The 24,363-nt window shown below is 72.4% G+C and carries 24 protein-coding genes and 1 pseudogene; 12 read left to right on the top strand and 13 right to left on the bottom strand.

Translation table 11 applies throughout. The annotated features are described in order from the left end of the window. Positions 1–148 precede the first annotated feature (148 nt). The 4 genes and pseudogenes from ACFCLZ_RS10535 to ACFCLZ_RS10520 form a co-directional block, all read left to right on the top strand. Positions 149–2,338, top strand: coding sequence for an MMPL family transporter (locus tag ACFCLZ_RS10535; protein ID WP_380284573.1), 2,190 nt, complete (start codon positions 149–151; stop codon positions 2,336–2,338). A 319-nt stretch (positions 2,339–2,657) separates the two neighbouring features. Continuing rightward, on the top strand, positions 2,658–2,861 hold the full coding sequence (locus tag ACFCLZ_RS10530) for a cold-shock protein (RefSeq protein ID WP_327676217.1): 204 nt from the start codon (positions 2,658–2,660) through the stop codon (positions 2,859–2,861). 158 nt (positions 2,862–3,019) lie between these two features. Continuing rightward, positions 3,020–4,708, top strand: a complete 1,689-nt coding sequence (locus ACFCLZ_RS10525; protein ID WP_380284571.1) for a DEAD/DEAH box helicase — start codon at positions 3,020–3,022, stop codon at positions 4,706–4,708. Between the two features lie 143 nt (positions 4,709–4,851). Beyond that, positions 4,852–5,097 (top strand): annotated as a pseudogene (locus ACFCLZ_RS10520) (ricin-type beta-trefoil lectin domain protein); the annotation flags it as partial. Between the two features lie 5 nt (positions 5,098–5,102). Here the strand turns inward: ACFCLZ_RS10520 and ACFCLZ_RS10515 are convergent. Further along, a complete protein-coding gene (locus tag ACFCLZ_RS10515) occupies positions 5,103–5,711 on the bottom strand; it encodes a TetR/AcrR family transcriptional regulator (protein ID WP_380284570.1) in 609 nt (202 codons plus the stop codon). Between the two features lie 146 nt (positions 5,712–5,857). Here ACFCLZ_RS10515 and ACFCLZ_RS10510 point away from each other — a divergent pair, with 146 nt between their 5' ends. The 4 genes from ACFCLZ_RS10510 (at position 5,858) to ACFCLZ_RS10495 (ending at position 7,681) form a co-directional block, all read left to right on the top strand. After that, positions 5,858–6,526: an FMN-dependent NADH-azoreductase gene (locus tag ACFCLZ_RS10510; RefSeq protein WP_380284569.1), complete on the top strand. Its 669-nt coding sequence runs from the start codon at positions 5,858–5,860 to the stop codon at positions 6,524–6,526. Between the two features lie 5 nt (positions 6,527–6,531). Continuing rightward, the gene (locus tag ACFCLZ_RS10505) at positions 6,532–6,855 is read left to right on the top strand and encodes a DMT family transporter (protein WP_380284567.1); all 324 of its coding nucleotides are present in this window, start codon (positions 6,532–6,534) and stop codon (positions 6,853–6,855) included. Positions 6,856–7,084: 229 nt separating this feature from the next. Then, on the top strand, positions 7,085–7,360 hold the full coding sequence (locus tag ACFCLZ_RS10500; RefSeq protein ID WP_380284566.1) for a hypothetical protein: 276 nt from the start codon (positions 7,085–7,087) through the stop codon (positions 7,358–7,360). Positions 7,361–7,369: 9 nt separating this feature from the next. Next, a complete protein-coding gene (locus tag ACFCLZ_RS10495) occupies positions 7,370–7,681 on the top strand; it encodes a CopG family antitoxin (RefSeq protein ID WP_380284565.1) in 312 nt (103 codons plus the stop codon). A 4-nt stretch (positions 7,682–7,685) separates the two neighbouring features. Here ACFCLZ_RS10495 and ACFCLZ_RS10490 read toward each other — a convergent pair whose 3' ends face one another. The 11 genes from ACFCLZ_RS10490 to ACFCLZ_RS10440 all read right to left on the bottom strand — a co-directional run bounded on the left by ACFCLZ_RS10490 (position 7,686) and on the right by ACFCLZ_RS10440 (position 17,631). Further along, positions 7,686–8,477: a sirohydrochlorin chelatase gene (locus ACFCLZ_RS10490; RefSeq protein ID WP_380284564.1), complete on the bottom strand. Its 792-nt coding sequence runs from the start codon at positions 8,475–8,477 to the stop codon at positions 7,686–7,688. Positions 8,478–8,487: 10 nt separating this feature from the next. Beyond that, the gene (locus ACFCLZ_RS10485) at positions 8,488–9,399 is read right to left on the bottom strand and encodes an ABC transporter permease (protein ID WP_380284563.1); all 912 of its coding nucleotides are present in this window, start codon (positions 9,397–9,399) and stop codon (positions 8,488–8,490) included. Beyond that, on the bottom strand, positions 9,386–10,189 hold the full coding sequence (locus tag ACFCLZ_RS10480; RefSeq protein WP_380284562.1) for an ABC transporter ATP-binding protein: 804 nt from the start codon (positions 10,187–10,189) through the stop codon (positions 9,386–9,388). The genes ACFCLZ_RS10485 and ACFCLZ_RS10480 overlap by 14 nt, the downstream gene beginning before the upstream one ends. Before the next feature lie 165 nt (positions 10,190–10,354). Continuing rightward, a complete protein-coding gene (locus tag ACFCLZ_RS10475) occupies positions 10,355–11,521 on the bottom strand; it encodes an aliphatic sulfonate ABC transporter substrate-binding protein (RefSeq protein WP_380284561.1) in 1,167 nt (388 codons plus the stop codon). Positions 11,522–11,799: 278 nt separating this feature from the next. Further along, positions 11,800–13,125 (bottom strand): sulfate adenylyltransferase subunit 1, encoded by a 1,326-nt coding sequence (locus tag ACFCLZ_RS10470; protein WP_380284560.1) that lies wholly within the window; start codon positions 13,123–13,125, stop codon positions 11,800–11,802. After that, positions 13,125–14,063 (bottom strand): sulfate adenylyltransferase subunit CysD, encoded by a 939-nt coding sequence (cysD, locus tag ACFCLZ_RS10465; RefSeq protein ID WP_380284559.1) that lies wholly within the window; start codon positions 14,061–14,063, stop codon positions 13,125–13,127. Before cysD ends, ACFCLZ_RS10470 begins: the two co-directional genes overlap by 1 nt. After that, positions 14,060–14,641: an adenylyl-sulfate kinase gene (cysC, locus tag ACFCLZ_RS10460; RefSeq protein ID WP_380286131.1), complete on the bottom strand. Its 582-nt coding sequence runs from the start codon at positions 14,639–14,641 to the stop codon at positions 14,060–14,062. Before cysC ends, cysD begins: the two co-directional genes overlap by 4 nt. A gap of 57 nt (positions 14,642–14,698) precedes the next feature. After that, a complete protein-coding gene (locus ACFCLZ_RS10455; RefSeq protein WP_380284558.1) occupies positions 14,699–15,400 on the bottom strand; it encodes a phosphoadenylyl-sulfate reductase in 702 nt (233 codons plus the stop codon). After that, on the bottom strand, positions 15,381–15,560 hold the full coding sequence (locus tag ACFCLZ_RS10450; protein WP_350543785.1) for a hypothetical protein: 180 nt from the start codon (positions 15,558–15,560) through the stop codon (positions 15,381–15,383). Before ACFCLZ_RS10450 ends, ACFCLZ_RS10455 begins: the two co-directional genes overlap by 20 nt. 64 nt (positions 15,561–15,624) lie before the next feature. Further along, positions 15,625–17,349 carry a nitrite/sulfite reductase gene (locus tag ACFCLZ_RS10445; protein ID WP_380284557.1) on the bottom strand — a complete coding sequence of 575 codons (1,725 nt, stop codon included), beginning with the start codon at positions 17,347–17,349 and terminating at the stop codon, positions 15,625–15,627. Between the two features lie 198 nt (positions 17,350–17,547). Beyond that, the gene (locus tag ACFCLZ_RS10440) at positions 17,548–17,631 is read right to left on the bottom strand and encodes a putative leader peptide (protein WP_310593185.1); all 84 of its coding nucleotides are present in this window, start codon (positions 17,629–17,631) and stop codon (positions 17,548–17,550) included. 271 nt (positions 17,632–17,902) lie between these two features. On the opposite strand from ACFCLZ_RS10440, the gene ACFCLZ_RS10435 reads away from it, so the two are divergent. Then, a complete protein-coding gene (locus ACFCLZ_RS10435) occupies positions 17,903–19,204 on the top strand; it encodes a YihY/virulence factor BrkB family protein (RefSeq protein WP_380284556.1) in 1,302 nt (433 codons plus the stop codon). A 295-nt stretch (positions 19,205–19,499) separates the two neighbouring features. Here the strand turns inward: ACFCLZ_RS10435 and ACFCLZ_RS10430 are convergent, their stop codons facing one another. Beyond that, positions 19,500–20,570: a DUF6081 family protein gene (locus ACFCLZ_RS10430; RefSeq protein WP_380284554.1), complete on the bottom strand. Its 1,071-nt coding sequence runs from the start codon at positions 20,568–20,570 to the stop codon at positions 19,500–19,502. 397 nt (positions 20,571–20,967) lie between these two features. Here ACFCLZ_RS10430 and ACFCLZ_RS10425 point away from each other — a divergent pair, with 397 nt between their 5' ends. Genes ACFCLZ_RS10425 through ACFCLZ_RS10415 form a run of 3 tightly spaced genes read left to right on the top strand, consistent with a single transcriptional unit; the run spans position 20,968 to position 24,336 of the window. Continuing rightward, on the top strand, positions 20,968–21,888 hold the full coding sequence (locus tag ACFCLZ_RS10425) for an LLM class flavin-dependent oxidoreductase (protein ID WP_380284552.1): 921 nt from the start codon (positions 20,968–20,970) through the stop codon (positions 21,886–21,888). 22 nt (positions 21,889–21,910) lie between these two features. Beyond that, positions 21,911–23,332: an FAD-binding oxidoreductase gene (locus tag ACFCLZ_RS10420; protein ID WP_380284551.1), complete on the top strand. Its 1,422-nt coding sequence runs from the start codon at positions 21,911–21,913 to the stop codon at positions 23,330–23,332. Further along, the gene (locus ACFCLZ_RS10415; protein ID WP_380284550.1) at positions 23,329–24,336 is read left to right on the top strand and encodes a glutathione S-transferase family protein; all 1,008 of its coding nucleotides are present in this window, start codon (positions 23,329–23,331) and stop codon (positions 24,334–24,336) included. Before ACFCLZ_RS10420 ends, ACFCLZ_RS10415 begins: the two co-directional genes overlap by 4 nt. Positions 24,337–24,363: the final 27 nt, after the last annotated feature.

The following is a 24,363-nucleotide window of genomic DNA, read 5'->3' as shown; positions in this document are numbered from 1 at the left end:
TGACCGTAGGATGGCCCCTTCTGACGTACTTACCTGCCGACCGGCTAGGCCTGTGCCCCCGCACCGGCCGGGGCCGATCCTCGATCCGTCGCCCGGCGTCCCGTCCCCCAAGGGCTGCGGTGAACCATGCCCAGGAGGCATTACGAGCATGTTCCACCGACTTGGACAATTCGTCGTCCGTCGCGCCTGGTGGGTGATCGCCGCGTGGGTCGTCGCGATGATCGCCATCGCGGCCTCGGCACCGAAGATCACCGCCCAGACCGACGAGGCCGCGTTCCTCCCGAAGCACTACGAGTCCATCCAGGCCGCGCAGCTGCAGGAGCAGGCGTTCCCGGCGAGCTTCACGCCCTCCGCGCTCGCCCTGTTCGAGCGCAACGACGGCGCCCCGCTGACGGCCGCCGACAAGGACGCCGCGGCGAAGATCATCAAGGGCCTCACCGACAAGAAGATCGAGCACGTCGAGCAGATCGTCCCGGTCAGCGACCAGACGACGTCCAAGGACGGCAAGTACGCCCTGGCGCCGATCGCGATCGACAAGGCCACCCAGAACTCGGAGAAGTTCGGCGAGGTCGCCAAGACGATCCGTGACGAGGGCAAGGTGCTGGCCCAGGGCGGCGACCTGAAGTTCCAGCTCGGTGGCTCCGCCGCCCAGCAGCTGGACCAGCAGGAGTCCTCCGGCGCGGCCGACGCCGTCATCGGGATCAGCAGTGTCGTCCTGGTCGCGATCATCGTCGGCCTCATCTTCCGCAGCGTGCTGGCCGGCCTGCTGCCGGTCCTGCTCTCGCTGGTGATCGCGATGCCGACCGCGAACGGTCTGATCGCCTACGCCACCAAGGCCTTCGACCTGAAGTCCACCCCGGTGCTCTCGGCGATCCTGATCGTCGTGGTGCTCGGGGTCGGCACCGACTACTTCCTGTTCCTCGCCTTCCGCTACCGCGAGCGGCTGCGGGCCGGCGACACCCGGCAGGAGGCCGTGGTCAACGCCGTCGCCCGGGTCGGCGAGGCCATCGCCTCCGCGGCCGGCGCGGTCACCGTGGCCTTCGCGGTGCTGATCCTCTCCAGCCTCGGCATGTTCAAGGCGCTCGGCCCGGCGCTGGCCATCGCGGTCGTCGTCACCGCCTTCGCCTCGCTGACCCTGGCCCCCGCCGTGCTCACGGTCATCCCGGCCCGCGGGGTGTTCTGGCCCGGCAAGAAGTGGATGCGCGAGCCGAGCGACGCCCGGTTCGCCGCACTCGGCCGCATGGTCCAGAAGCGGCCGGCCCTGGTGGCCGTCGCCTCCGGCGGTGTGCTGCTGGCCCTGACCGCCGGCGCCCTCGGCTACAACGGCACCTTCGACCTCGCGGGCAGCTCCATGCCCAAGACCAAGGAGTCGATGGTCGTCCAGGACAAGATGGTCAGCGCCTTCTCGGCCGGCGCCGCCGACCCGACGCACGTCTACCTGACCGCGACCGGCGGCGGCAAGCTCGACCAGGGCGCGTTCGACGGCTACGCCGCCAAGCTCGGCGCCGTCCCCGGCGTCGCCGAGGCCGAGGCGAAGCCGGAGCTCAGCAAGGACGGCACGACGGCGGACTTCACCGTCACGCTCAAGAACGAGCCGTCCAGCAACGAGGCGATCGACACCGTCACGAAGCTGCGCGAGGTCGCCCACGCCCAGGTGCCGGCCGGCGCCGAGGCCAAGGTCGGCGGCATCAGCGCGATCTACAAGGACATCAACCTGGCGATGAGCCACGACTACAAGCTGGTGTTCCCGATCGCGGGTCTGCTGATCCTGCTGATCCTGGCACTCCAGCTGCGCAGTGTGGTCGCCCCCTGGTACCTGATGGCCTCGGTGGGCCTCGGCTTCACCGCCACGCTGGGCTCCTCGACCCTGCTGTTCCAGAACATCAAGGGCGAGCACGGCATGATGTTCATGCTGCCGATCCTCATCTACCTCTTCGTCGTGGCGATCGGCACCGACTACAACATCCTGATCATCGCCCGGCTGCGCGAGGAGGCCCGTGCGGGCCGCAGCCCGCGCGAGGCGGCCCGCGAGGCGGTGCGCCACGGCGGCCCGACCGTCGCGGCGGCCGGCTTCATCCTGGCGGTGTCGTTCGCGACGTTCATGCTCGCGGGCAACATCTTCATGCTGGAGTTCGGCTTCGGCATGGCCTTCGGCATCTTCCTGGCGGCCTTCGTGATGGCGATGTTCTTCACGCCGGCGCTCACCGCGCTGGTCGGCAAGGCGGCCTGGTGGCCCGGCCACGGCGGCGACGCCACCGGCGGCGGCCACGGCGACAGGATTGTGCCGGAGAGCCCGCACGGCGCGTACGGCCTGCCGGAGTCGGCCGGACGGCACTGACCGTCCGACCACCCGGTGACGGCAGGGCGGCACCCCGGTGCCGCCAGGGACGGCGCCCGCTTCGGCGGGCGCCGTCTGCCCGTTTCCCGGAGCCTGCAAACGTGATCTGTCGGGCAGAAAATCCCCGGTCAATCGGGGTGTGACCGTGCTACAGTCGAGTCAGTTGCAGTTTTGGTTCCCATGAACGCTTGTGTGCGCCTGCTGGTCCCAACCAACAGGCGCATTTGTTTTGTCCGGTGTTTCAGTCTCCGGATGGGGATCGCGGCTACTTGGGGTCCACGAGGTGTGGGCTCCGATGCCCCAGTTAGAGGAGACGGTTATGGCTACCGGCACCGTGAAGTGGTTCAACAGCGAGAAGGGCTTCGGCTTCATCGAGCAGGAGACCGGCGGCCCGGACGTGTTCGCGCACTACTCGAACATCGTCGCGCAGGGCTTCCGTGAGCTCGTCGAGGGCCAGAAGGTCGAGTTCGACGTCACCCAGGGCCAGAAGGGCCCGCAGGCCGAGAACATCCGCGTCATCTGAGTCCGGCTTCAGAGCTGACTCGCGATCTCGCGTAGCGAGGGCCCGCACCGCACGGTGCGGGCCCTCGCCATGCCGCCGAACGGCCGGGGCGGCGCACTTCCTCCCTACGGCCGACCAGCCCCTGACCGGGGCTGCCGCGCTACAGACGGAGAAACCCCGTGACCACCCCTGCCCAGCCGTCCCGCGACGGCGGTCGCACCCGTAAGCCCCGCAACCGCGCCGGCGCCCCGCGCACCGGTTCCGCCGCGCGCTCCGGTGCCGCCCCGCGCACCGGCGCGACCTCCCGCCCGCCGCGCCGCAACGCGCCGCGGGTTGCCGAGCCCGCCGACTTCACCGTCGTCCAGGGCACCCCTTCCCGCCCGCCGGCGGCGAGCTTCGCCGAGCTGGAGCTGCCCAAGGCGATCCTGTCCGCGCTGACCCGCGAGGGCGTCACCGAGCCGTTCCCGATCCAGGCCGCCACCCTGCCCGACTCGATCGCCGGCCGCGACGTGCTCGGCCGCGGCCGCACCGGCTCCGGCAAGACCCTCGCCTTCGGCCTGCCGGTGCTCGCCCGCACCGCCGGAAAGCGCGCCGACTCCCGCCACCCGCTGGCGCTCGTGCTGACGCCCACCCGCGAGCTGGCCCAGCAGGTCACCGAGGCGCTCACCCCGTACGCCACCGCCGTCAACCTGCGGATCGCCACCGTCGTCGGCGGCATGTCGATCACCCGGCAGGCCAACGCGGTGCGGCGCGGCGCCGAGGTCCTGGTCGCCACCCCCGGCCGGCTGGACGACCTGATCGGCCGCGGCGACATCCGGCTCTCCGACGTCGCGATCACCGTGCTCGACGAGGCCGACCAGATGGCCGACATGGGCTTCCTGCCGCAGGTCACCAAGCTGCTGGAGCAGGTCGCCGAGGGCGGGCAGCGGATGCTGTTCTCCGCCACCCTGGACCGCAACGTCGACCGGCTGGTCAAGCGCTTCCTGACCGACCCGGTGACCCACTCCGTCGACCCCTCGGCCGGCGCGGTCACCACCATGGACCACCACGTGCTCCAGCTGGAGCAGGCCGACAAGGCGTCCACCACCGCCCACATCGCCTCCCGCGACGGGCGCGTGATCATGTTCGTGCACACCAAGCACGGCGCCGACCGGCTCGCCAAGCAGCTGCTCGCCAACGGCGTGAAGGCCGCCGCCCTGCACGGCGGCAAGTCCCAGCCGCAGCGCAACCGGGTGCTCGACCAGTTCCGGGACGGCCACGTCACCGCGCTGATCGCCACCAACGTCGCCGCCCGCGGCATCCACATCGACGGCCTCGACCTGGTCGTCAACGTCGATCCGCCGATCGACCACAAGGACTACCTGCACCGCGGCGGCCGCACCGCCCGGGCCGGCGAGTCCGGCACCGTCGTCACCCTGGTGCTGCCCGACCAGCGGCGCGAGGTCGGCCGGCTGATGACCGTGGCCGGGATCAGCGCGACCACCACCAGGATCCGCCCCGGCGACGCCGAGCTCGCCCGGATCACCGGCGCCCGCACCCCCAGCGGCGTGCCGGTCGCCGTGACCGTGCCCGCCCCGGCGGCGCCCGCCGACGCGGAGGCCGGGAAGGCCGGCTCGAAGAGCTCGTCCGGTTCGCGCCGGCGCTCCGGCAAGCGCTCGGGGCTGCCGACGGACGTCGACATGAACGGCAACCCGCGCCGCCCCCGGCCCAAGCAGCGCGTCGGCGGTGCGGGCGGTGGCCAGGGCGGCGGCGCGCCGCGCCAGGCCGCCGGCTTCATCGGCCGCGCCGCGGGCCGGGCGAAGCCCGGCAGCGGCTCCAAGTCCGGCTCCAACTACGGCAGCGGCCGCCAGCGCCGCCAGGCCGACTGAGCGCCCGAGTGACCTGAGCGCCCGGCTCGACCCCGGCGCCACCCGGCGTCCGACGGCCCGGCTCCCCCCGCACGGGGGAGCCGGGCCGTTTCGCGTTCCCCCCGTGGCGGGGCCTCTTCGGGCGGCGGGCGGCGGACGGCACCGTCCGCGACTTCCTCAAGTGCCTGGACGTCTCCGGCGGCGGGACCGCCAACGGCGCCGAGGCGCAGCTGTACACCTGCAACGGCTCCGGGGCCCGGCGGTGGCAGGTCCGGGCCGACGGCTCGATCCTCGACCCGCAGTCCGGCCGCTGCCCGGACGACCTCGGCTTCTCCACGGCCAACGGCGACCAGCTGGGCATCCGGGACTGCGACGGTGCCGAGAGGCAGGCCCGGCACCTGCCCGCCTGATCCGTTCAGTCCCGGCCCAGTGCGCCGCGCGCCAGGACGGCCAGGGCCGCCGCGATCCGCTCGGGAGTGAGGCCGCTGTCGCGCTGGTGGCGGAAGAGCTCGGGAGCGAGCGGGGCGAGCAGTTGGTCGGCCAGGACCTCCGGGTCCGGCCGGCCGGCCTCGCGCGCCAGGTGGGTGACGTGCAGCCGCCAGAACGCGTAGGCGCCGGTCCGGTAGCGGGCGGCGCCGGTCTCCGCGCCGAGCACCAGGTGGACATGGGTCTCCAGCAGCTCGACCATCGCCGCGTAGAAGGCGGCCAGCCGCTCGGCCGGGGCCGGCGCCGCGCCGGGGTCGCCCGGACCGAGCGGCGGGGCGCCGCGCAGCAGCCGCTCCTGGAGGGCGCGCTCGTGCTCGTCGAGCAGGGCGCGGGCGATCGAGGCACGGTCGGGGTAGCGGCGGTAGAGGGTGCCGCGGCCGATGCCGGCGGCGCGGGCGATGTCGTCCATGGTGACGGCGGTCGGGTCGCCCTCGGCGAAGAGCCGGGCGGCGGCGGCGAGCACCTTGGCCCGGTTCCGGGCGGCGTCGGCCCGTTCGCGGGGCGGCGGGCCGTCGGCCAGCGGGAGTTCCGTCGTCATGGGGGTCAACGGTAGAGGGAAGCGGACACCGGAGGGAAGTGGACAGGCTGTCCACTTCCCTTTAGCGTAGGCGGTGCCGGCAAGTGGACGGGATGTCCGCTTGTTTCGGCGGCTCCGTCCCGCCCACACCGTCCCGGGGGTTCACCGTGTCCCACCTCCTGCACCTCGACAGCAGCGCGCGCACCGACTCCTTCACCCGCCGCCTCGGCGAGGCCTTCGCCGAGGCCTGGGACGCCGGGGGCGGCGAGGTCACCCACCGCGACCTCGCCGCCGACCCCGTCCCGCCGATCCGCGAGGGCTGGACCCGGATCTGCGACACCCTGCTGCGGGAGGGCATCACCGACATCGCCCGCTATCCCGAGGCGGTCCGCACCGAGCAGGAGCGCGAGGCCTGGGCGCACGTCCGGCCGCTGCTCGACGAACTCCTCGCGGCGGACGCCGTGCTGATCGGCGCGCCGATGTACAACTTCGGCATCCCCGCGGCGCTCAAGGCCTGGATCGACCAGGTCACCTTCCCGAAGATGGTGCTCGCCCCGCGCAAGTTCGTGGTGCTGGCCGCGCGCGGCGGCGCCTACGGGCCCGGCACCCCGCGCGCGCCGTACGACCACAACGGCCGCTACCTGAGCGACTTCATCCGCGGCCACTACGCGGTGGAGGACACCGAGGTGATCGCCGCCGAACTCGTCAACTCACTGGTGGACCCGGCGCTGGCCGGCCGGATCACCCAGCACCGGGAGTCCGTCGCCGACGCGCTGTACCGGGCGGGGGAGCTGGGCGCCAAGCTGGTCGGCTACCGCATCCCGAGGGAGGACTGAGCGCCGTGCCGTGGATCTGGCTGTTGCTGGCCGGTGCGGTGGAGGTCGCCTGGGCGCAGTCCATCGAACCGACCCGGGGGTTCACCCGGCTCCCGCAGAGCGCGCTGTGCCTCGTCCTCATGCTGGGCGCGGTCTACCTGCTCTCCCGCGCCCTCCAGGACCTCCCGGTCGGCACCTCCTACGCCGTCTTCACCGGCATCGGCACCATCGGCACCGTCCTGACCGCCCTCGCCGTCCGCCACGAGGTGCCGTCCCCCACTGCTCTCACCGGCCTCGCCCTGATCACCGCCGGCCTCATCACCGTCCACCTGGGCACGGCCACCCCCTGACCCCGCCGCGCCGGGCCCCGGAACCCTGTCGCGCCACGACCCCGGGGACCGGCGCGCCGGTCCCGCTCGGCACCCGGCCCAGCCGTCACCACCGCGCCCTGATGCTGGAACCACATCGCTGGGCGGCGTGCGTTCTCATGTGCGCGCCGGTGGAGTGCATTCGCGCGCATAGCCCGTGGGGGTGACGGCGGCTGGTCGGATGCAATGCGTTTGCAACACGCTTCATGTCGTGCAGACTGAGATCTACTGGACCGACCGGTCCGAGGAGCACATCGCCAGGCACGGGGTGACTCCTGACGAGGTGGAGCAGGTCGTCTTCACCCGTCCGAGGTGGTTCACCTCGGGGCGCGAGAGGACGACGCTCTGCCTCGGCGTGACGGATGCCGGGCGTCATCTGTTGGTGGTGTTGGTGGTGAGCACGGCGGTGAAGTCCGGCTGGTACTGCGTCACGGCGCGGGACATGACCGGCTCCGAGCGGCGCTTGTTCCTCAAGCGGACGAGTTGAGGGTGGCAGATGACTGACAACGGTGCGGACCTCGAAGCGCTGGCCGAGTTCTACGAGACGCACGAACTGACCGAGGACGAGATCATGGAGGCCGAGCCGGCCGAGGCGCTGCCCGCCGAATCGGTGATGATCACGACCTCGCTCAGGTTGCCGAAGCCCGTGATGGACGAGGTCCGGCGGCGGGCGCAGGCCCGAGGGATCAAACCGACGGCGATCATGCGGGAGTGGATCGAGGCGGCCGTCGCGGATCAGGAGGCGGTGGTGCCGCTCAGCGTGATCACCGCAGCGGTGGCGGAGTACCAGCACCGCAGGGCCTCCTGAGTGTTCAAGCGGTGAGGGCCGGGGCCGTCTCGGCTGTGGTGCGGGCCTGGTCGTAGCGGGTGAGGAGGAGGCGGGCGAGGTCGGGGGTGGGGGCGAGGGTGGCGGCGAGGTGGTCGGCGGCGGCCTCGGTGGCGGCTTCGGCGATGCGGTCGGGCAGCAGGCCGGGGGCGAGGAGGTAGGGGGAGACGGCGACCCGGTCGACGGCGGGGGCGCGGCGCAGGGCGGCGACGGCGTCGGGGACGCGCGGGCCGTTCGCGGAGGCGTAGGCGATCTCGACGGCGGCCCAGCCGCGGGTGCGGCGCCACTCGGCGGCGACCGCCCGGGTGGCGGCGTCGGCGGCCGGGTCGGAGGAGCCGGCGGCGGCGAGCACGACGCCGGTGCGGGCCCGCGCGGCGGGGGAGGCGAGCGCGGGGGCGGCCTCGGTGAGCCGGCGGTCGAGCGCCGACAGCAGCAGCGGCGACGGACCCAGGACATCGGCCACCGGCAGGTCGGCGCCGGCCGCGCGCAGGGCGGCGGGGATGTCGTGCTTGGCGTGGAAGGCCCGGTTGAGCAGCAGCGGGACGGCCACCGCGGCCGGACCGAGCCGGTCCAGCACCTGCGGGATGCGCGGGGCGCAGTGGTCGAGGTACGCGGTGGCGACGTCCAGTGCGGGCCGCAGCGCCCGCAGCTGTCCGACCAGCGCGGCGACGGCCGCGGCGTGCCGGGGGTCGCGGCTGCCGTGGGCGATCAGCAGCAGGGCGGGGCTGCCCGCCGCCACCGGGGTGGCGGGGGCGGCGGGCAGCCGGCGGTCGGTCATCCGCAGGGTCTCACTTGCCGGAGGCCAGCAGGCCGCGGTTGCGCAGGACCCGGCGCTCGACCGGGGTGAAGACGAGCAGTTCGATGGCGATGCCCACGAACAGGATGAGGATGATGCCGAGCAGGACGCCCGCCATGTCGGAGAACTCGCGCTGGTTCTCCAGGAACCGGCCGAGGCCGAGGCCCAGGTCGGGGGAGGAGGCGACGAGTTCGGCGGCCATCAGCGAGCGCCAGGAGAAGGCCCAGCCCTGCTTGAGCCCGGCCAGGTAGCCGGGCAGGGCGGCGGGCAGCAGGATGTGCCGGGCGCCGGTGAGGCCGGTGGCGCCGATGGTGCGCCCGGCCCGCAGGAACAGCGGCGGGACCTGGTCGATGCCCGCGACCAGGCCGTTGGCGATGGACGGGACGGCGCCGAGCAGGATGACCGCGTACATCATCGAGTCGTTGATGCCGAGCCAGATGACGGCGGCGGGCACCCAGGCGACCGAGGGCAGCGACTGGAGGCCGGAGAGGACCGGCCCGAGCGCGGCGCGCACCGGCTTGACCCGGGCGACCACCAGGCCGATCGGGGTGCCGATGACCAGCGCGACCAGGAAGCCGGACAGGCCGCGCCAGACGCTGGTCCAGATGATCGAGAACAGCGTGCCCTGGTACCAGAGGTCCTCGGCGGCCCGCCAGACGTCCAGCGGGCTGGGGAGCTTGTACGCGGTGGTGACGTGGAGGCTGTAGGCGCCCTGCCAGAGGGCGATCACCAGGAAGACGCCGAGCAGCGGCGGCAGGACCTTCTGCCGCAGCGTCTCGGTGGTGGAGTTGCGCTGGGTGACGACGGCGTCCAGGGCGTCCAGCCCCGACCCGACACTGGCGAAGTCGGCGACGGTGCCCGCGTGACCCGGCCCGGCCTTGGTGGTGGTGTCAGTGCTGGCCATGGCGGCGGATCTCCCCACGCAGTTCTTCGGTGATCTCGATGGACAGGTCGGCCACGCCGGAGGACTCGATCCGGCGCGGCTGCGGGAGGTCGATGCGCCACTCGCGGTTGACCCGGCCGGGGCGGGAGGAGAGCAGCACCACGCGCTGGGCGAGCCGGACGGCCTCCCGCACGTTGTGGGTGACGAAGAGGACCGACAGCTTCTGCTCGGCCCAGATCCGGGTGATCTCGTCGTGCAGGACGTCGCGGGTGATGGCGTCCAGGGCGGCGAACGGCTCGTCCATGAGCAGCACCTGGCTGCCCTGGGCGAGGGCGCGGGCCATCGCGACACGCTGGCGCATGCCGCCGGACAGCTCGTGCACCCGCTTGGCGTAGGAGCCGTCGAGCCGGACGAGTTCGAGCAGGCGCTCGGCCTCGGGGCGGCGCTCGGGGCGGGCCACGCCGGCGAGCTTGAGGGCGAGTTCGATGTTCTTGCCGGCCGTGAGCCAGGGGAAGAGCGCGTGTTCCTGGAACATCAGCGCCGGGCGTCCTCCGGGTACCTCGATGCTGCCCGCGGTGGGCTTGTCGAGGCCGGCGACCAGGTTGAGCAGGGTGGACTTGCCGCAGCCCGAGGCGCCGAGGAGCGTGACGAACTCGCCCGGGGCGACATCGAGGGTGATGTCGTCCAGGACGTGCGTCTGCGCGCCGGGGCGGCCGAAGGACTTGTGGACGTGCGAGATCCGGACGGCGGGGGCGCCGTCGCGAGTGCCGACGCCGGGGGCGTCGTCCGAGGTGGTCAGTGCCGGGGTCATTCCGGGCACCTCCTGCGTGGTGTGGTCTGGCGTGCGGTGTCAGGGAGAGGACCGAGGTCCGGGCCCCCGCCCCGCCCGCGCTCGGGGCATCGAGCGGGCATCGGTACGGGCGGGGCGGGGGCCGGACCGCGGGGATCCGAGTGCGGTGGTGCGGTCCTTCGGACGCTACTTGGCGCCGAGTCCGGCGTCCGCGACGGGGCTCTGCCCCTTCTCCTTCAGCACCTTGTTGAGCAGCGTGAGGTCGTAGATGCCGTTCAGGTTCGGCTTCTTGAGCAGGCCGGCGGTGACGGCGTTGTCGGCCTCGGTCTGCAGGGTGGAGGCCAGCGGGTCGTCCAGGAAGTCGATGTCGGCCCAGGCCGGGTCGAGGATGGCCGCGTCCAGCGCGTTGCCGGCCTCCTTCTTGATGGCCTCGTTGGCGGTGGCCTTGGCCTTGTCCGGGTTGGCCTTGATGTAGGCGTTGGTGCTCACCGAGCCGCGCAGCACGGCCTCGACCACGTCGGGGTGCTCCGTGAGGAACTTCTGCGAGACGATGATGTTGGTGATCACGAACTTCTTGTCCGGCCAGATGTCCTTCTCGTTGAGCAGGACCTTCGCACCGAGGGTGACCAGCTTGGAGGCGGTCGGCTCGGGCACCCAGGCGGCGTCGATGGAGCCCTGCTTGTAGGCGTCCGGGGTGACCTTGTTGTCGCTGCGCACCACGCTGACGTCGCCGGCGCCGGAGGCGGCGTCGACCTTGAAGCCCTTGCCCGCCAGGTAGTTGAGCAGCGCCACGTCCTGGGTGTTGCCCAGCTGCGGGGTGGCGATCTTCTTGCCCTTGAGGTCGTCCAGCGAGGCGACCTTGTCCGGGTTGGCCACCAGCTTGACGCCGCCGGAGGCCGAACCGCCGATGATCTTCAGCGACTTGCCCTCGGACTTGGTGTAGCCGTTGATCGCCGGGGAGGGGCCGATCCAGCCGATGTCGATGGAGCCGGCGTTGAGCGCCTCGATCTCGGCCGGGCCCGCGTTGAAGACCTGGGTCTTGATCTGGGTGGAGCCCAGCTCCTTCTGGAATATGCCGTCCTGGAGGCCGACCAGCGGGGTGCCGTGGGTCAGGTTGGCGAAGTAGCCGATCTTCACCGTGTCGGCGGAGAGCTTGGCGCCGGACGCGGCGGCCGATCCGGAGGCGGAATCACCGGCGGCGTTGGTCTTCTTGTCGTCGTCCTTGGAGCCGTACCCGCAGGCGGAGAGCAGCGCGACGGCGGTGAGGCCGGCCACGGCGGCCGCGGCGGAGCGTCTGATCCGGCCGGCGCCGGGGTGTGCCGGGGTATGCGGGAGTGCCTGGTTCGGTGCCATGGTGAGAGTCCTGTTCGCGGACGGACCGTCAGGAGGCGGTCTCGGGGCGGAAGGTCGGTCAAGGGTGGCGCTTGCGGCACCGTACGGGGTGCCGGGCAAGCCGGGCCGGGGCTCCACTGTGCCTGCTGTGGGGAGGGACAGCGGGCCGGCCCGGTGACAGGGCGGTTCTCAGCCCTGTCGGCCCACACATCGCGTCAGGCCGCCCTGGCCGCTGCCGAGGACGCCGCTGCCGATGCGGCCGCCTTCCTTGTCCATGCCCGAGAACGCCTCGCTGGGCATCAGACCCAGTCCTCCTCGTCGGGTTCGTTGGCCTCGGTGGTGCGTACGGTCTCGAAGGCCTCGCCCGCCATGCCGGCGGTGAGGGTGGTGCCGTCGGCCGGGTCGATCAGCAGGAACGAGCCGGTCCGGCGGTTGTCGCGGTACTCGTCGAGCGCCAGCGGCTCGGCGGTGCGCAGCACCACGTGGCCGATGTCGTTGACGCTCAGGCCGTCGGCGCCGGAGCGCTGCTCCAGCGTGTCGATGTCGATCCGGTAGCTGATCTCCTTGACCAGCGCGCGGACCGTGCGGGTGGTGTGCTTGAGCAGCACCTTGTCGCCGGCCCGCAGCGGCCGCTCGTTGAGGTGGCTGACGGTCGCCTCGATGTCCTTGGTGGGGACGGGCGCGGGGCCGGCCGAGATGAGGTCGCCGCGGGAGATGTCGATGTCGTCGGCGAGGCGCACGGTGACCGACTGGGGGGCCCAGGCGATGTCGGTGGCCCGGCCGAGGGCGTCGATGGCGGTGACGGTGGTGGTGTGGCCGGAGGGCAGCACGGTGACGGCGTCGCCGACGCGCAGCACGCCGGAGGCCAGCTGGCCCGCGTAGCCGCGGTAGTCCGGGTGGTCCTCGGTCTGCGGGCGGATCACGTACTGGACCGGGAAGCGGGCCGGCTCGGCGCTCGGGTCGCTGCCGACCGGCACCGTCTCCAGGTGCTCCAGCAGGGTCGGGCCGCCGTACCAGTCCATGCGCGCGGACGGCTCGACGACGTTGTCCCCGGCGAGCGCGGAGATCGGGACGGCGACGACGTCCTGGACGCCGAGCGAGGCCGCGTAGGCGGTGAACTCGGCGGCGATGGCGGCGAAGACGGGCTCGGCGTAGTCGACCAGGTCCATCTTGTTGACGGCCAGCACCACGTGCGGCACCCGCAGCAGGGCGGCGACGGCGGCGTGCCGGCGGGTCTGCTCGACCACGCCGTTGCGGGCGTCGACCAGCACGACGGCCAGCTCGGCGGTGGAGGCGCCGGTGACCATGTTCCGGGTGTACTGCACGTGCCCGGGGGTGTCGGCGAGGATGAACCGCCGCCGGGGCGTGGCGAAGTAGCGGTAGGCGACGTCGATGGTGATGCCCTGCTCGCGCTCGGCGCGAAGGCCGTCGGTGAGCAGCGCGAGGTCGGGCGCCTCCTGGCCGCGGCCCAGGGAGACGCGCTCGACGGCCTCCAGCTGGTCCGCCAGCACCGACTTGGAGTCGTGCAGCAGGCGGCCGACCAGGGTGGACTTGCCGTCGTCGACGGAGCCGGCGGTGGCGAAGCGCAGCAGCGAGGTGGCGGTGGTGTCCTGGGTGGTGCTCATTAGAAGTATCCCTCGCGCTTGCGGTCTTCCATCGCGGCCTCGGAGAGCTTGTCGTCGGCGCGGGTGGCGCCGCGCTCGGTGAGGCGGCTGGCGGCGATCTCGACGATGACGGCCTGGATGGTGGTGGCGTCGGAGTCGACGGCACCGGTGCAGGACATGTCACCGACGGTGCGGTAGCGGATCAGCCGCCGCTCGACCGGCTCGTTCTCCTTGGGGCCGCCCCACTCGCCGGCGGTCAGCCACATGCCGCCGCGGGCGAAGACGTCGCGCTCGTGGGCGTAGTAGATCTCCGGGAGCTCGATGCCCTCCCGCTCGATGTACTGCCAGACGTCCAGCTCGGTCCAGTTGGAGAGCGGGAAGACGCGCACGTGCTCGCCGACGGCGTGCCGGCCGTTGTAGAGCGACCACAGCTCGGGGCGCTGGCGGCGCGGGTCCCAGGCGCCGAACTCGTCGCGCAGCGAGAAGACGCGCTCCTTGGCTCGGGCCTTCTCCTCGTCGCGGCGGCCGCCGCCGAAGACGGCGTCGAAGCGGCCCTTCTCGATGGCGTCGAGCAGCGGGACCGTCTGCAGCGGGTTGCGGGTGCCGTCGGGGCGCTCGCGCAGCACGCCGCGGTCGATGAAGTCCTGGACGGAGGCGACGTGCAGGCGCAGGTTGTGCTCGGCCGCCACGCGGTCCCGGTAGTCGATGACCTCGGGGAAGTTGTGGCCGGTGTCGACGTGCAGCAGCGAGAACGGGATCGCGGCCGGCCGGAAGGCCTTGAGCGCCAGGTGCAGCATGACGATGGAGTCCTTGCCGCCGGAGAACAGGATCACCGGGCGCTCGAACTCCCCCGCGACCTCGCGGAAGATGTGCACCGACTCGGCCTCCAGCGCGTCCAGGTGGGACAGCGCGAAGGGGTTGTCGTCGGTGCGGAGCAGGCTGCCGGTCGCGGTGGTCATGCCAGGCCCCTCTCGGTCAGGAAGGCGTGCAGTTCGGCGGCGGACTCGGCGACCGCGCGGCCCTGGGTCTGGAGCCGCAGCTCCGGGCGCTCGGGCGCCTCGTAGGGGTCGTCGACGCCGGTGAGGCCGGAGAGCTCACCGGCCGCCTGCTTCGCGTACAGCCCCTTGACGTCGCGCTCGGCGCACAGCTCCACCGGGGTGGCGACGTGGATCTCCAGGAAGTCCGTGCCGTGGTCGGCGTGCCGCTCGCGCACGGCGGCGCGGGAGTCGGCGTAGGGCGCGATCACCGGGGCGAGCACCTTGACACCGTTGGCGGCGAGCTTCTCGGCGACGAAGCCGATCCGGGTGACGTTGGTGTGCCGGTCCTCGCGGCTGAAGCCGAGGCCCTTGGAGAGGAACTCGCGGATCTCGTCGCCGTCCAGGACCTCGACCTTGTGGCCCTCGGCGCGCAGCCGCTCGGCCAGGGCGAAGGCGAGCGTGGTCTTGCCCGCGCTCGGCAGCCCGGTCAGCCACACGGTGGCGCCGCGCTCGCAGGGGCCGGCCGCGCGGGCCGCCCCTGCGGCTCCGGCGGCGGCCAGGGTGTCGGCTGTGGTCACTTGGCAGTCCTTAGAACGGAAGTTGACGGGTGTTCGGGTCTAGAGGTGGATTCCGCACTCGGTCTTGCCGGAGCCGGACCAGCGGCCGGACCGGGTGTCCTCGCCCTCGCCCGGCTTGCGGGTGCAGGAGAGCGGGGAGCAGCCGACCGAGGTGTAGCCCTCCCACAGCAGCGGGTTGAGCAGCACGCCGTGGGCGTTGACGTAGGCGTCGACGTCCTCCTGCGTCCAGCGGGCGATCGGGGCGATCTTGACCTTGCGGCGCCGGGCGTCCCAGGCGACCACCGGGGTGTTCGCGCGGGTCGGGGACTCGTCGCGGCGCAGCCCGGTGGCCCAGGCGTCGTAGCCGCCGAGGCCGCGGTTCAGCGGCTCGACCTTCCGCAGCGAGCAGCACAGGTCCGGATCGCGGTCGTGCAGCTGCGGCCCGTACCGGGCGTCCTGCTCGGCCACGGTCAGCGCCGGGGTGAGCGTGATGACGTTGACCGGCATGGTCGCCGCCACCGCGTCCCGGGTGCCGATGGTCTCGGGGAAGTGGTAGCCGGTGTCCAGGAAGACCACGTCCACGCCGGGGAGGGCCGAGGCGGCCAGGTGGGCGACGACCGCGTCCTCCATCGAGGAGGTGACGCAGAAGCGCCTGCCGAAGGTGTCGGCGGCCCAGCGCAGGATCTCCTGCGCGGTGGCCTCCTCCAGCTCCCGGCCGGCCCGGGTGGCCAGCTCCTCGTGGTCAGTCGTCGTGCCGGTCACTCTGGTTACCCCCGTTGGTCGGTGACAGCAGGCCGAGGAACTTCAGCTGGAAGGCCCGGCGGCACCCGTGGCACTCCCAGGCGCCGTGCCCGGCCTCCGAGGGGCGCAGGTCCTCGTCCCCGCAGTACGGGCAGAAGAAGGGGGCCGCGCGCTCGCTCATGCGGCCACCTCGCTGCGCTCGGCGGTCGCTTCGCGAGACGCGCACCTCTTGACGGTTCGCTCGCTCACGACAGCTGCTCCTCGTTCGCCCGGGCCGCCCACTGGGCGAAGCGCTCGCCCTCGGTGCGGTCCTCCTGGTACCGGGTCAGCACCCGCTCGACGTAGTCGGGCAGGCCCTCGCTGGTGACCTTGAGGCCGCGGACCTTGCGGCCGAAGCCGGCCTCCAGGCCGAGCGCGCCGCCCAGGTGCACCTGGTAGCCCTCGACCTGGTTGCCCTGCTCGTCCGTCACCAGCTGGCCCTTGAGACCGATGTCCGCGACCTGGATGCGGGCGCAGGCGTTCGGGCAGCCGTTGATGTTGATGGTCAGCGGCTCGTCGAACTCGGGCAGCCGCTTCTCCATCTCGTCGATGAGCGTGCGGCCGCGCTCCTTGGTCTCGACGATGGCGAGCTTGCAGTACTCGATGCCGGTGCAGGCCATGGTGCCGCGGCGGAACGGCGAGGGGGTGACCCGCAGGTCCAGCGCCTCCAGCCCGGCCACCAGCGACTCGACCCGGTCCTCGGCGACGTCGAGGACGATCATCTTCTGCTCGGCGGTGGTGCGCAGCCGGTCGCTGCCGTGCGCCTCGGCGAGGTCGGCGATCTGCCCGAGCAGCCGGCCGTCGACCCGGCCGACCCGCGGCGCGAAGCCGACGTAGTAGTTGCCGTCCTGCTGCCGGTGCACGCCGACGTGGTCGCGCCAGCGGCCGGCGGGCTGCTGCGGGGCGGGACCGTCGATCAGCTTGTACTTGAGGTACTCGTCCTCCAGCACCTGGCGGAACTTCTCGGTGCCCCAGTCGGCGACCAGGAACTTCAGCCGGGCGCGGTTGCGCAGGCGGCGGTAGCCGTAGTCGCGGAAGATGCCGATGACGCCGCCGAAGACGTCGGCGACCTCGTCCAGCGGGACCCACGCGCCGAGCCGGACGCCGAGCCGGGGGTTGGTGGACAGGCCGCCGCCGACCCAGAGGTCGAAGCCGGGGCCGTGCTCGGGGTGGACCACGCCGACGAAGGCGATGTCGTTGATCTCGTGGGCGACGTCCAGCAGCGGGGAGCCGGAGACGGCGGACTTGAACTTGCGCGGCAGGTTGGAGAAGTCCTTGTTGCCGATGAAGCGGCGGTGGATCTCGTCGATGGCGGGGGTGCCGTCGATGATCTCGTCCTCGGCGATGCCGGCCACCGGGGAGCCGAGGATGACGCGCGGGGTGTCGCCGCAGGCCTCGGTGGTGGACAGGCCGACGGCCTCCAGCTTCTGCCAGATCGCCGGGACGTCCTCGATCCGGATCCAGTGGTACTGGACGTTCTGGCGGTCGGTCAGGTCGGCGGTGTTGCGGCCGTACTGCTCGGAGACCTCGGCGATGGCGCGCAGCTGGGCGACCGTCAGCCGGCCGCCGTCGATCCGGACGCGGAGCATGAAGTACTCGGCGTCGAGCTCGTGCGGATCCAGGATCGCGGTCTTGCCGCCGTCGATGCCCTCCTTGCGCTGGGTGTACAGACCCCACCAGCGCATCCGGCCGCGCAGGTCGGCCGGGTCGATCGAGTCGAAGCCCCGGTGCGCGTAGATCGTCTCAATACGTGTCCGCACATTGAGACCGTCGTCATCCTTCTTGAACTGCTCGTTGGCGTTCAGAGGGGTGAAGTGGCCCATGCCCCACTGGCCCTCGCCGCGGTGACGGGTCACCTTGCGAGCGGCGGCGGGGCGGCGCGCGGGGGCGCGGTCGGCCGGGGGCTCGGCGGTCTCGGGGGTGGTGGCCATGGTGAAGTCCTTCGGGGCAGGTGGCTCTGACGCCGGGTGGGTCGCTGGGCGTGCTCGGCGGTGCGGTGCTGCTGTGACCTGCGGTTTTGTCGGGTCCGGGAGAGCAGTCGCGGTGGCCGGGCGGGCGCCTGCGCATCCGCTTCGGCGGGGATGGCGGGGAGATGGCGCCGGGTGCGGTGGGAGGCGGCGGGGAGGGGCTCAGGTCACCGGACAGATGGCGCTGGACACGCGAAGGAGATCGACGTGCAGTCGACCTACTAGGGTGGTTCCGGCGCTCGGCATGGCAAGAGATTCGCACGGCGCACGACTCGCGGTCCACTAACGTCCGCATTCTGGATGCCGTGGTTTCGGATCATGAGATGTCGGAGCGTTCCCGCCGCTCCCGCCGACCGGGGCCCCGCGGGCCGTCCTCACGGTCCCGCTCATGGACCCGCTCACGGTCTCGCTCACGGACCCGCTCATGTCGTCGCTCGTACCGTCGCCGGTGCCGTCCGCGCGGCGCCGGGACCCCGGGAGATCGGCCGACCGGTCCCGGCCCGATACCGTTACCCCTGTGCAAGCAGCAGGCGAAACGACCAGGCCGAACCCCGAGCGGCCCTCCCGGCGGCGGGGCAAGGGCTCCCGGCGCCGGCGGGCGACCAAGCAGGTCACCTGGCGGACCACCGCCTGGGCCCTGGTCAAGGACACCACCAACACCTGCGTCGAGTACCGGGTCACCGGGCTCGCCGCGGAGGCGGCCTTCTTCACCCTCCTCTCCATCCCGCCGCTGCTGCTCTGCCTGGCCGGCACGCTCGGCTACCTGGACGACTTCCTCGGCGCCGGCACCATCGAGAAGCTGAAGGCCGACATCGTCAAGGCGGCCGGCACGGTCCTCTCGGACTCCTCCATCACCCAGGTGGTGCAGCCGCTGCTGAAACAGGTCTTCGACCAGACCCGGCCCGACCTGATCTCGATCGGCTTCCTGCTGTCGCTGTGGTCCGGGTCCCGGGCGCTCTACATCTTCATCGACACCATCACCGTGATGTACGGGCTGGACGGCAGACGGGGCATCGTCAAGACCCGGCTGATGTCGCTCGGCCTCTACCTCGGCGCGCTGGTGATCGGCTCGCTGGTGCTGCCGCTGCTGATGGCCGGGCCGGAACTGGTGACCAACGCGGTGCCGGAGAGCGCCGGGCTGCTCAACGCCGTCTACTGGCCGTTCGCGATCCTGCTGCTGATCGTCTCGCTGACCACCCTCTACCACCTGGCGGTGCCGGTCTCCACGCCCTGGCGCGAGGACATCCCCGGCGCCCTGGTCGCCCTGGTGGTGCTGGTCTTCTGCAGCGTGGCGCTGCGGCTGTACCTGGTCAGCTCGATCGAGGGCCACTCGGTGTACGGCTCGCTGGCCGCGCCGGTGGCCGTGCTGCTGTGGATCTTCGTGGTGGCGCTCGCGGTGCTCATCGGCGCGGCCATGAACGCGGCCATAGACCGCCGCTGGCCCACCCTGGAGACCGCCGACGCCCGCGCCGAGAACGAGCGCGCCCACGAGGAGGCGGCCGCCGCCGTGGTCCGCGAGGTGGCCGCCCGGCGCGCCGTCGAACGGGCCCGCCGGGCGCGCGAGCTCGGCCTCGCCGAGGGCGGCGAGGAGGAGTACTGGGAGGACGAGGGCGAGGACCTCGACGTGCCCTCCGAGTACCCCGAGCGGTGGGCCGACGTGCTCGCCGCCGACAACGTCCGCGGCCGCATCACCGCCCGCGGCGGCGGCCCGCACCACCGCCCCTCCCCGCCCCCGCCGGACAGCGACCGCCCGACCGCCCCGCCCCCCGAGTACCCGCTCCCGACCCGCCCGCCGCGCCCGCCGTGGGACCAGCGCTGAGCGCACCGGCGGCCCCCTCGGGCGGATGTCCGCAGGTGGAGAACCGGTTGGCAGGGTGCGTTCGGGCCGCTGGCGTGTCAGTGTCCGGATCGGGCGCGCACGCGGCCGCAGCAGCCCGGCGGGATCGCTTTCCTCCCGCCTCGTCGAGCGGGGCGCCACCAGGGCCGACGAGAAGGTGTCCGAGGCCGCGAGGGACGACCGCAGGCGCGAAGGGTGCTGCTGACCGGCCCGGCCTCGGACGGCAGCCGACCGGCAGGCCGCCGAGCGTGACTCGACGGCCCCGGGACCACGCCGGTCAGTCCCTGCCGACAGGTCGGCTGGATATGACGTAACGATCCATCGCGAGCTCCGCGCCCTGCCCGAAGAGCCGGCTGCCCGGCAGGCTCGCGTCGTCCTGGAAGCGCTGCTCCGCGGGCGCCCCGGTCGCCGGGTCGAAGTAGAACGGCTTCGCGTCCGTGAGTCGCACGAGACCGGAGCCCGGGCGGCCGGGGGCGGAGCCGTCCAGCACGGAGAACAGCCCCATCCCGCAGTTCAGCTGGCGCGGGCGGACGTCTTTCTGCGTCCCGCCGTGGTCCAGGACCATGTGGGCCCGGGACACGTGGTGACCGAGCCGGCCCACCTCGTAGACCTTCTTGCCGTCGACGTACCAGCGCACGACCCCCGCGGCGCGGTCGTAGCCTATCCGGAGGTGGTTCTTCGTCGCCGGGTTCCGGTCCGCCACCGGTATCGCGAACGCGAACGAGGCGTAGTCGCCCAGCGTGTCGTGGTAGTACGGGCTGCGCTCGTAGAAGGCGTACACCTTGTCGCCGGTGACGAAGAAGTCGAATATCAGGCCCGTCTCGGCGTCGACGGCGTTGACGGCGGCCGCGGCGAGCCGCAGGTCGTCGGCGGGGACGGACGGGCCGAAGGGGTGCCCGGCGGTTCCGTACGTGCGGGCCGTCAGCCAGGTCTCACAGCTCAGCTCGTATCCCGGAACCGCGTCGAACCCGGCGTAACCCGTGGAGGCCTGATGGGACGTCAGGGTGACCCACTTGGCGTGGTCGAGCTCTCCGCCCATCGGGTAGTCCTGGGGGACGGTCTGCGAGAACGCCGGTTCTCCCGTACGGGAGTTGACCCCCTTCGGCACCAGCCGGAGGCCGCGCGGCGAGGTGCTCGCCACCGCGTCGTCCGGCGTGAAGGGACCGTAGCCCGCGTACACCCAGCGGGCGTTGGGTCCGGAGTCGCGGAAGCCTCTGCGGAAATCGTCCCACACCAGCCGGTAGTGCCGCGAGCCGGTGTCCGTCGCGGCGGCGGCGGGCGCGGACAGCAGCGCGGCGCACAGCGCGGCGATCAGGGACAGGAGTAACAGGCGCGTCCTGTGAAGCATCGAAGATCCTCTCGGTGGAGGCGGGTCCGGCCTCGGAGCCCCTGTCTGGAGGCATGGCTTTGCGCCCACGCAAACGGCGGGAATCAACAGGAGTCGAGCAACGCTGATGACTGCCTCCGGCCGTCGGACCGGCCGGCTACCCGAGATCCCCCCGTGCGTGACAGAGCCCCGGGAAAGCCCGTCACGTGATGCGGGCAATCTAAAGCACCGGACCGGTCTGGCCAAGGCTCCTTGAGGAGGAGATCAGGCCCTCGGTGCGCCCGGACACATGTGTCCGATCCGTTCAAGACCCGGATGGATCTCTGCGCCTATCGTCCTCCTGCGCGTCCGACACCTGCGCGGAATCCCGCACTCGGGCGCGCTGGTCGCGTCATGCCCCAGGCCGGATGGAGTCATTGTGAAAATCGGAATTGGTCTGCCCAACGCCATCCCCGGGCGTCCTCCGCGTGAGATCAAGCGGTGGGCGGAGGAGAGCGAGCAGGTGGGCTTCCACTCCCTGGGCTCGATCGACCGGCTGCTGTACGACGTCCTCGACCCGCTGGTCTGCCTCGGCATCGCCGCCGCCGCGACCGAGCGCGTCCAACTGCTCACCAGCGTCCTGAACGTCGGCTGGCGCAACAACCCCATCCTGTTCGCCAAGCAGCTCGCCTCGATCGACCTGATCTCCGGCGGCCGACTCACCGCGGGCCTCGGCATCGGCGGCTGGCCCGACGACTTCGTCATCAGCGGCGCCCCGGCGAACGGCCACGGCCGGCTCTTCGACGACGCCCTCCAGGAGATGCGCCGGGTGTGGGACGGCGAGATCACCGGCCTCTCCGGTCCCACCCCCCTGCCCGGAAAGGGGCGCCCCAAGCTGCTCATCGGCGGTCTCATCCAGGCCGGATACGACCGGGCCGCGCGCTTCGGCGACGGCTGGGTCGCCCCGACGTTCAACGCGGACCTCCTGCGCAGCGGCGTGAAGGGGGTCAACGAGGCCTGGGCCAGGGCCGACCGCGCGGACCGCCCGCAGGTCATCACCGGACGCTACTTCTGCTGCGGCCCCGAGGCCGTCGGACTCACCGACGACTACGTGGCCCACTACTACGGCTCCAAGGAATCGCCGTACTACCCGGGGGTCCGCGGCGACTCCCTCGACAGCGACGAGCGGCTCCACCAAGAGCTGGTCACCCTCAGCGAGGCGGGCGTCGACGACCTCATCCTCTACCCCGCCAACAGCTCGCTCGACCAGGTCCACCTGCTGGCCGAGACGCTGGAGCGGGTAGGGGCCCGGCGCACCCCCACCTTCGAGTTCACCACCGCCGGCGCCCCGAGCAACTGATCCACGAGTCGAGGAACCACACGTGAGTGAGCAGAACCGTCCGGCGGACCTTCCTCCCGAGGCGGTCCGGGCCCTGGCCGAGACCGTCCGCGGCCCGGTCCTCCTGCCCGGTGACCCCGGCTACGACGACGAGGCCCTGGGCTTCGACCGCTCCGTCGTCCACCACCCGGCCCTGATCGTCGGAGCCGTCCACGCGGACGACGTCGTCGCCGCCGTCCGCTTCGCCCGCGACCACGGTCTGGGTGTCGCCGTCCAGGCCACCGGGCACGGTGCGGCCCTCGGCGCCGACGGCGGTGCCCTGCTCCTCACCACCCGCAGGATGAACGGCTGTCAGGTCGACCCCGACCGGCGCACCGTCCGCGTCGAGGCCGGCACGCTGTGGCAGGACGTGATCCCGGCGGCAGCCCGGCACGGCCTCGCACCGCTGAACGGCTCCGCGCCGTTCGTCGGCGCCGTCTCGTACACGCTCGGCGGCGGCATCGGCCTGCTCTCCCGGCGCTACGGCTACGCCGCCGACCACGTCCGGCGGATCGAGGTCGTCACCGCCGACGGCGAGGCGCGCACCGCCACCGAGGACGAGAACCCCGAGCTGTTCTGGGCGCTGCGCGGCGGCAAGGGGAACTTCGGCGTCGTCACCGCCCTGGAGGCCGAACTCGTCCCGGTCCGGCGGCTCTACGGCGGCGGGCTGTTCTTCCCGGCCGAGTCCGTCCGCGAGGTGCTGCACTTCTACCGCACCTGGATCGAGGAGCTGCCGGACGAGTTCAGCTCCTCCTTCTTCATGCTCGACTGGCCGGACGTCCCGGAGGTCCCCGAGGAGATCCGCGGCCGCTTCGCCCTCCACCTGCGGCTGTCCTACCTGGGCCCGGAGGAGGAGGGCGCCCGGCTCGTCGCGCCGCTGCGCGCGGTCGCCACCCCGCTCCTGGACACCCTCGCCGACATCCCGTACACCGACGTGGGCACGATCCACAACGACCCGCCCACGCCCGGCTCGTACCACATCAACACCTTCCAGCTGACCCGACTCGACCACCACACGGTCGAGGCGATCCTCGCCCTGGTCGGCCCCGGCACGAAGAGCGCCGTCGGCATCGAGATCCGCCACCTCGGCGGCGCCCTGTCCCGGCCGCCCCGGGTGCCCAACGCCGTCGCGCACACCTCCGCCGCCTTCCAGCTGTACTCGGCGGGCGTCCTCGGCATCGGTGAGGACCAGGCCGTCCTCGACGGACACGACCTGGTCGTCGAGACCTTCCGGCCGTGGAACAACGGCACCCGCACCCTCAACTTCATGGCGGGCGTGGCGCACACCGACCCCGAGGACGTCCGCCAGGCCTTCACGCCGGAGGCGTACGAGCGGCTGGTCGCCGCCAAGAGCGCGTACGACCCGGGGAACATGTTCCGCTACAACCACAACATCCCGCCGACGACGAAGGGTCCGCGCGCGTGAGCTCCGACTCCCCTCCCACCGAGGAACTGCGGCGGGCCCCCGCGGCCTTCACCGACCGGGTGACCGCGGACGGCCGCTTCGGCCGCGAGGCCGTGGCAGGCCGCTACCGCCTCGTCATCAACCGCGCCTGCCCGTGGGCGCACCGGGCCGTGATCGTCCGCCGGCTCATGGGCCTGGAGGACGCCATCTCGCTCGCCGTCACCGACCCCCTCCAGGAGGTCATCGCCGGCGAGGACCACTGGGTGTTCAGCGAGGGGACGGGCAGCCCCGGGGGCAAGGACCCGGTGCTCGGCATCCACGCGCTGCGGGAGGCCTACCTCGCCCGCGACCCCCGGTACACCGGCGGGGTCAGCGTGCCCGCGCTCGTCGACGTCGAGACCGGCCACCTGGTGACCAACGACTTCGACCGCCTCACCCTTGACCTGGGCGCCGAATGGGCCCCGCTGGCCCGGCCCGGCGCCCCCGAGCTGTACCCCGAGGCCCTGCGCGACGAGATCGACACGCTGTGCGAGGAGATCTACCAGGACCTCAACAACGCCGTGTACCGGGCCGGTTTCGCCCCGGACCAGAAGCACTACGACGCGGCGGTCGGCGCCGTCTTCGGCCGCCTCGACGCGCTGGAGGAACGCCTCACCGGCCGCCGCTACCTGCTGGGCGACGCCCTCACCGAGGCCGACATCCGGCTCTTCCCCACCCTCGTGCGCTTCGACGCCGTCTACCACGGCCACTTCAAGTGCAACATCCGCAAGCTGTCCGAGTACCCGGCGCTGTGGGCCTACGCCCGCGACCTCTTCCAGACCCCGGGCTTCGGCGACACGACGCACTTCGGCCACATCCGCACCCACTACTACTACGTGCACGCGGCCATCAACCCGACCCGGGTGATCGCCGCGGGGCCCGACACGCGCGGCTGGCTGACCGCGCACCACCGCGAGAGCCTCGGCGGCGCCCCCTTCGGCGCGGGCACCGCCCCCGGCCCCGTTCCGGCCGGCGAACGCCTCTGACCCGGAGGCCGACCCGACCGGACGGTA

This window comes from Kitasatospora purpeofusca, from assembly GCF_042691725.1.
Classification (GTDB): Bacteria; Actinomycetota; Actinomycetes; order Streptomycetales; family Streptomycetaceae; genus Kitasatospora; species Kitasatospora purpeofusca_B.
The sequence above is the reverse complement of the archived record's forward strand: the minus strand, read 5'-3'. Positions and strand labels throughout refer to the sequence as shown.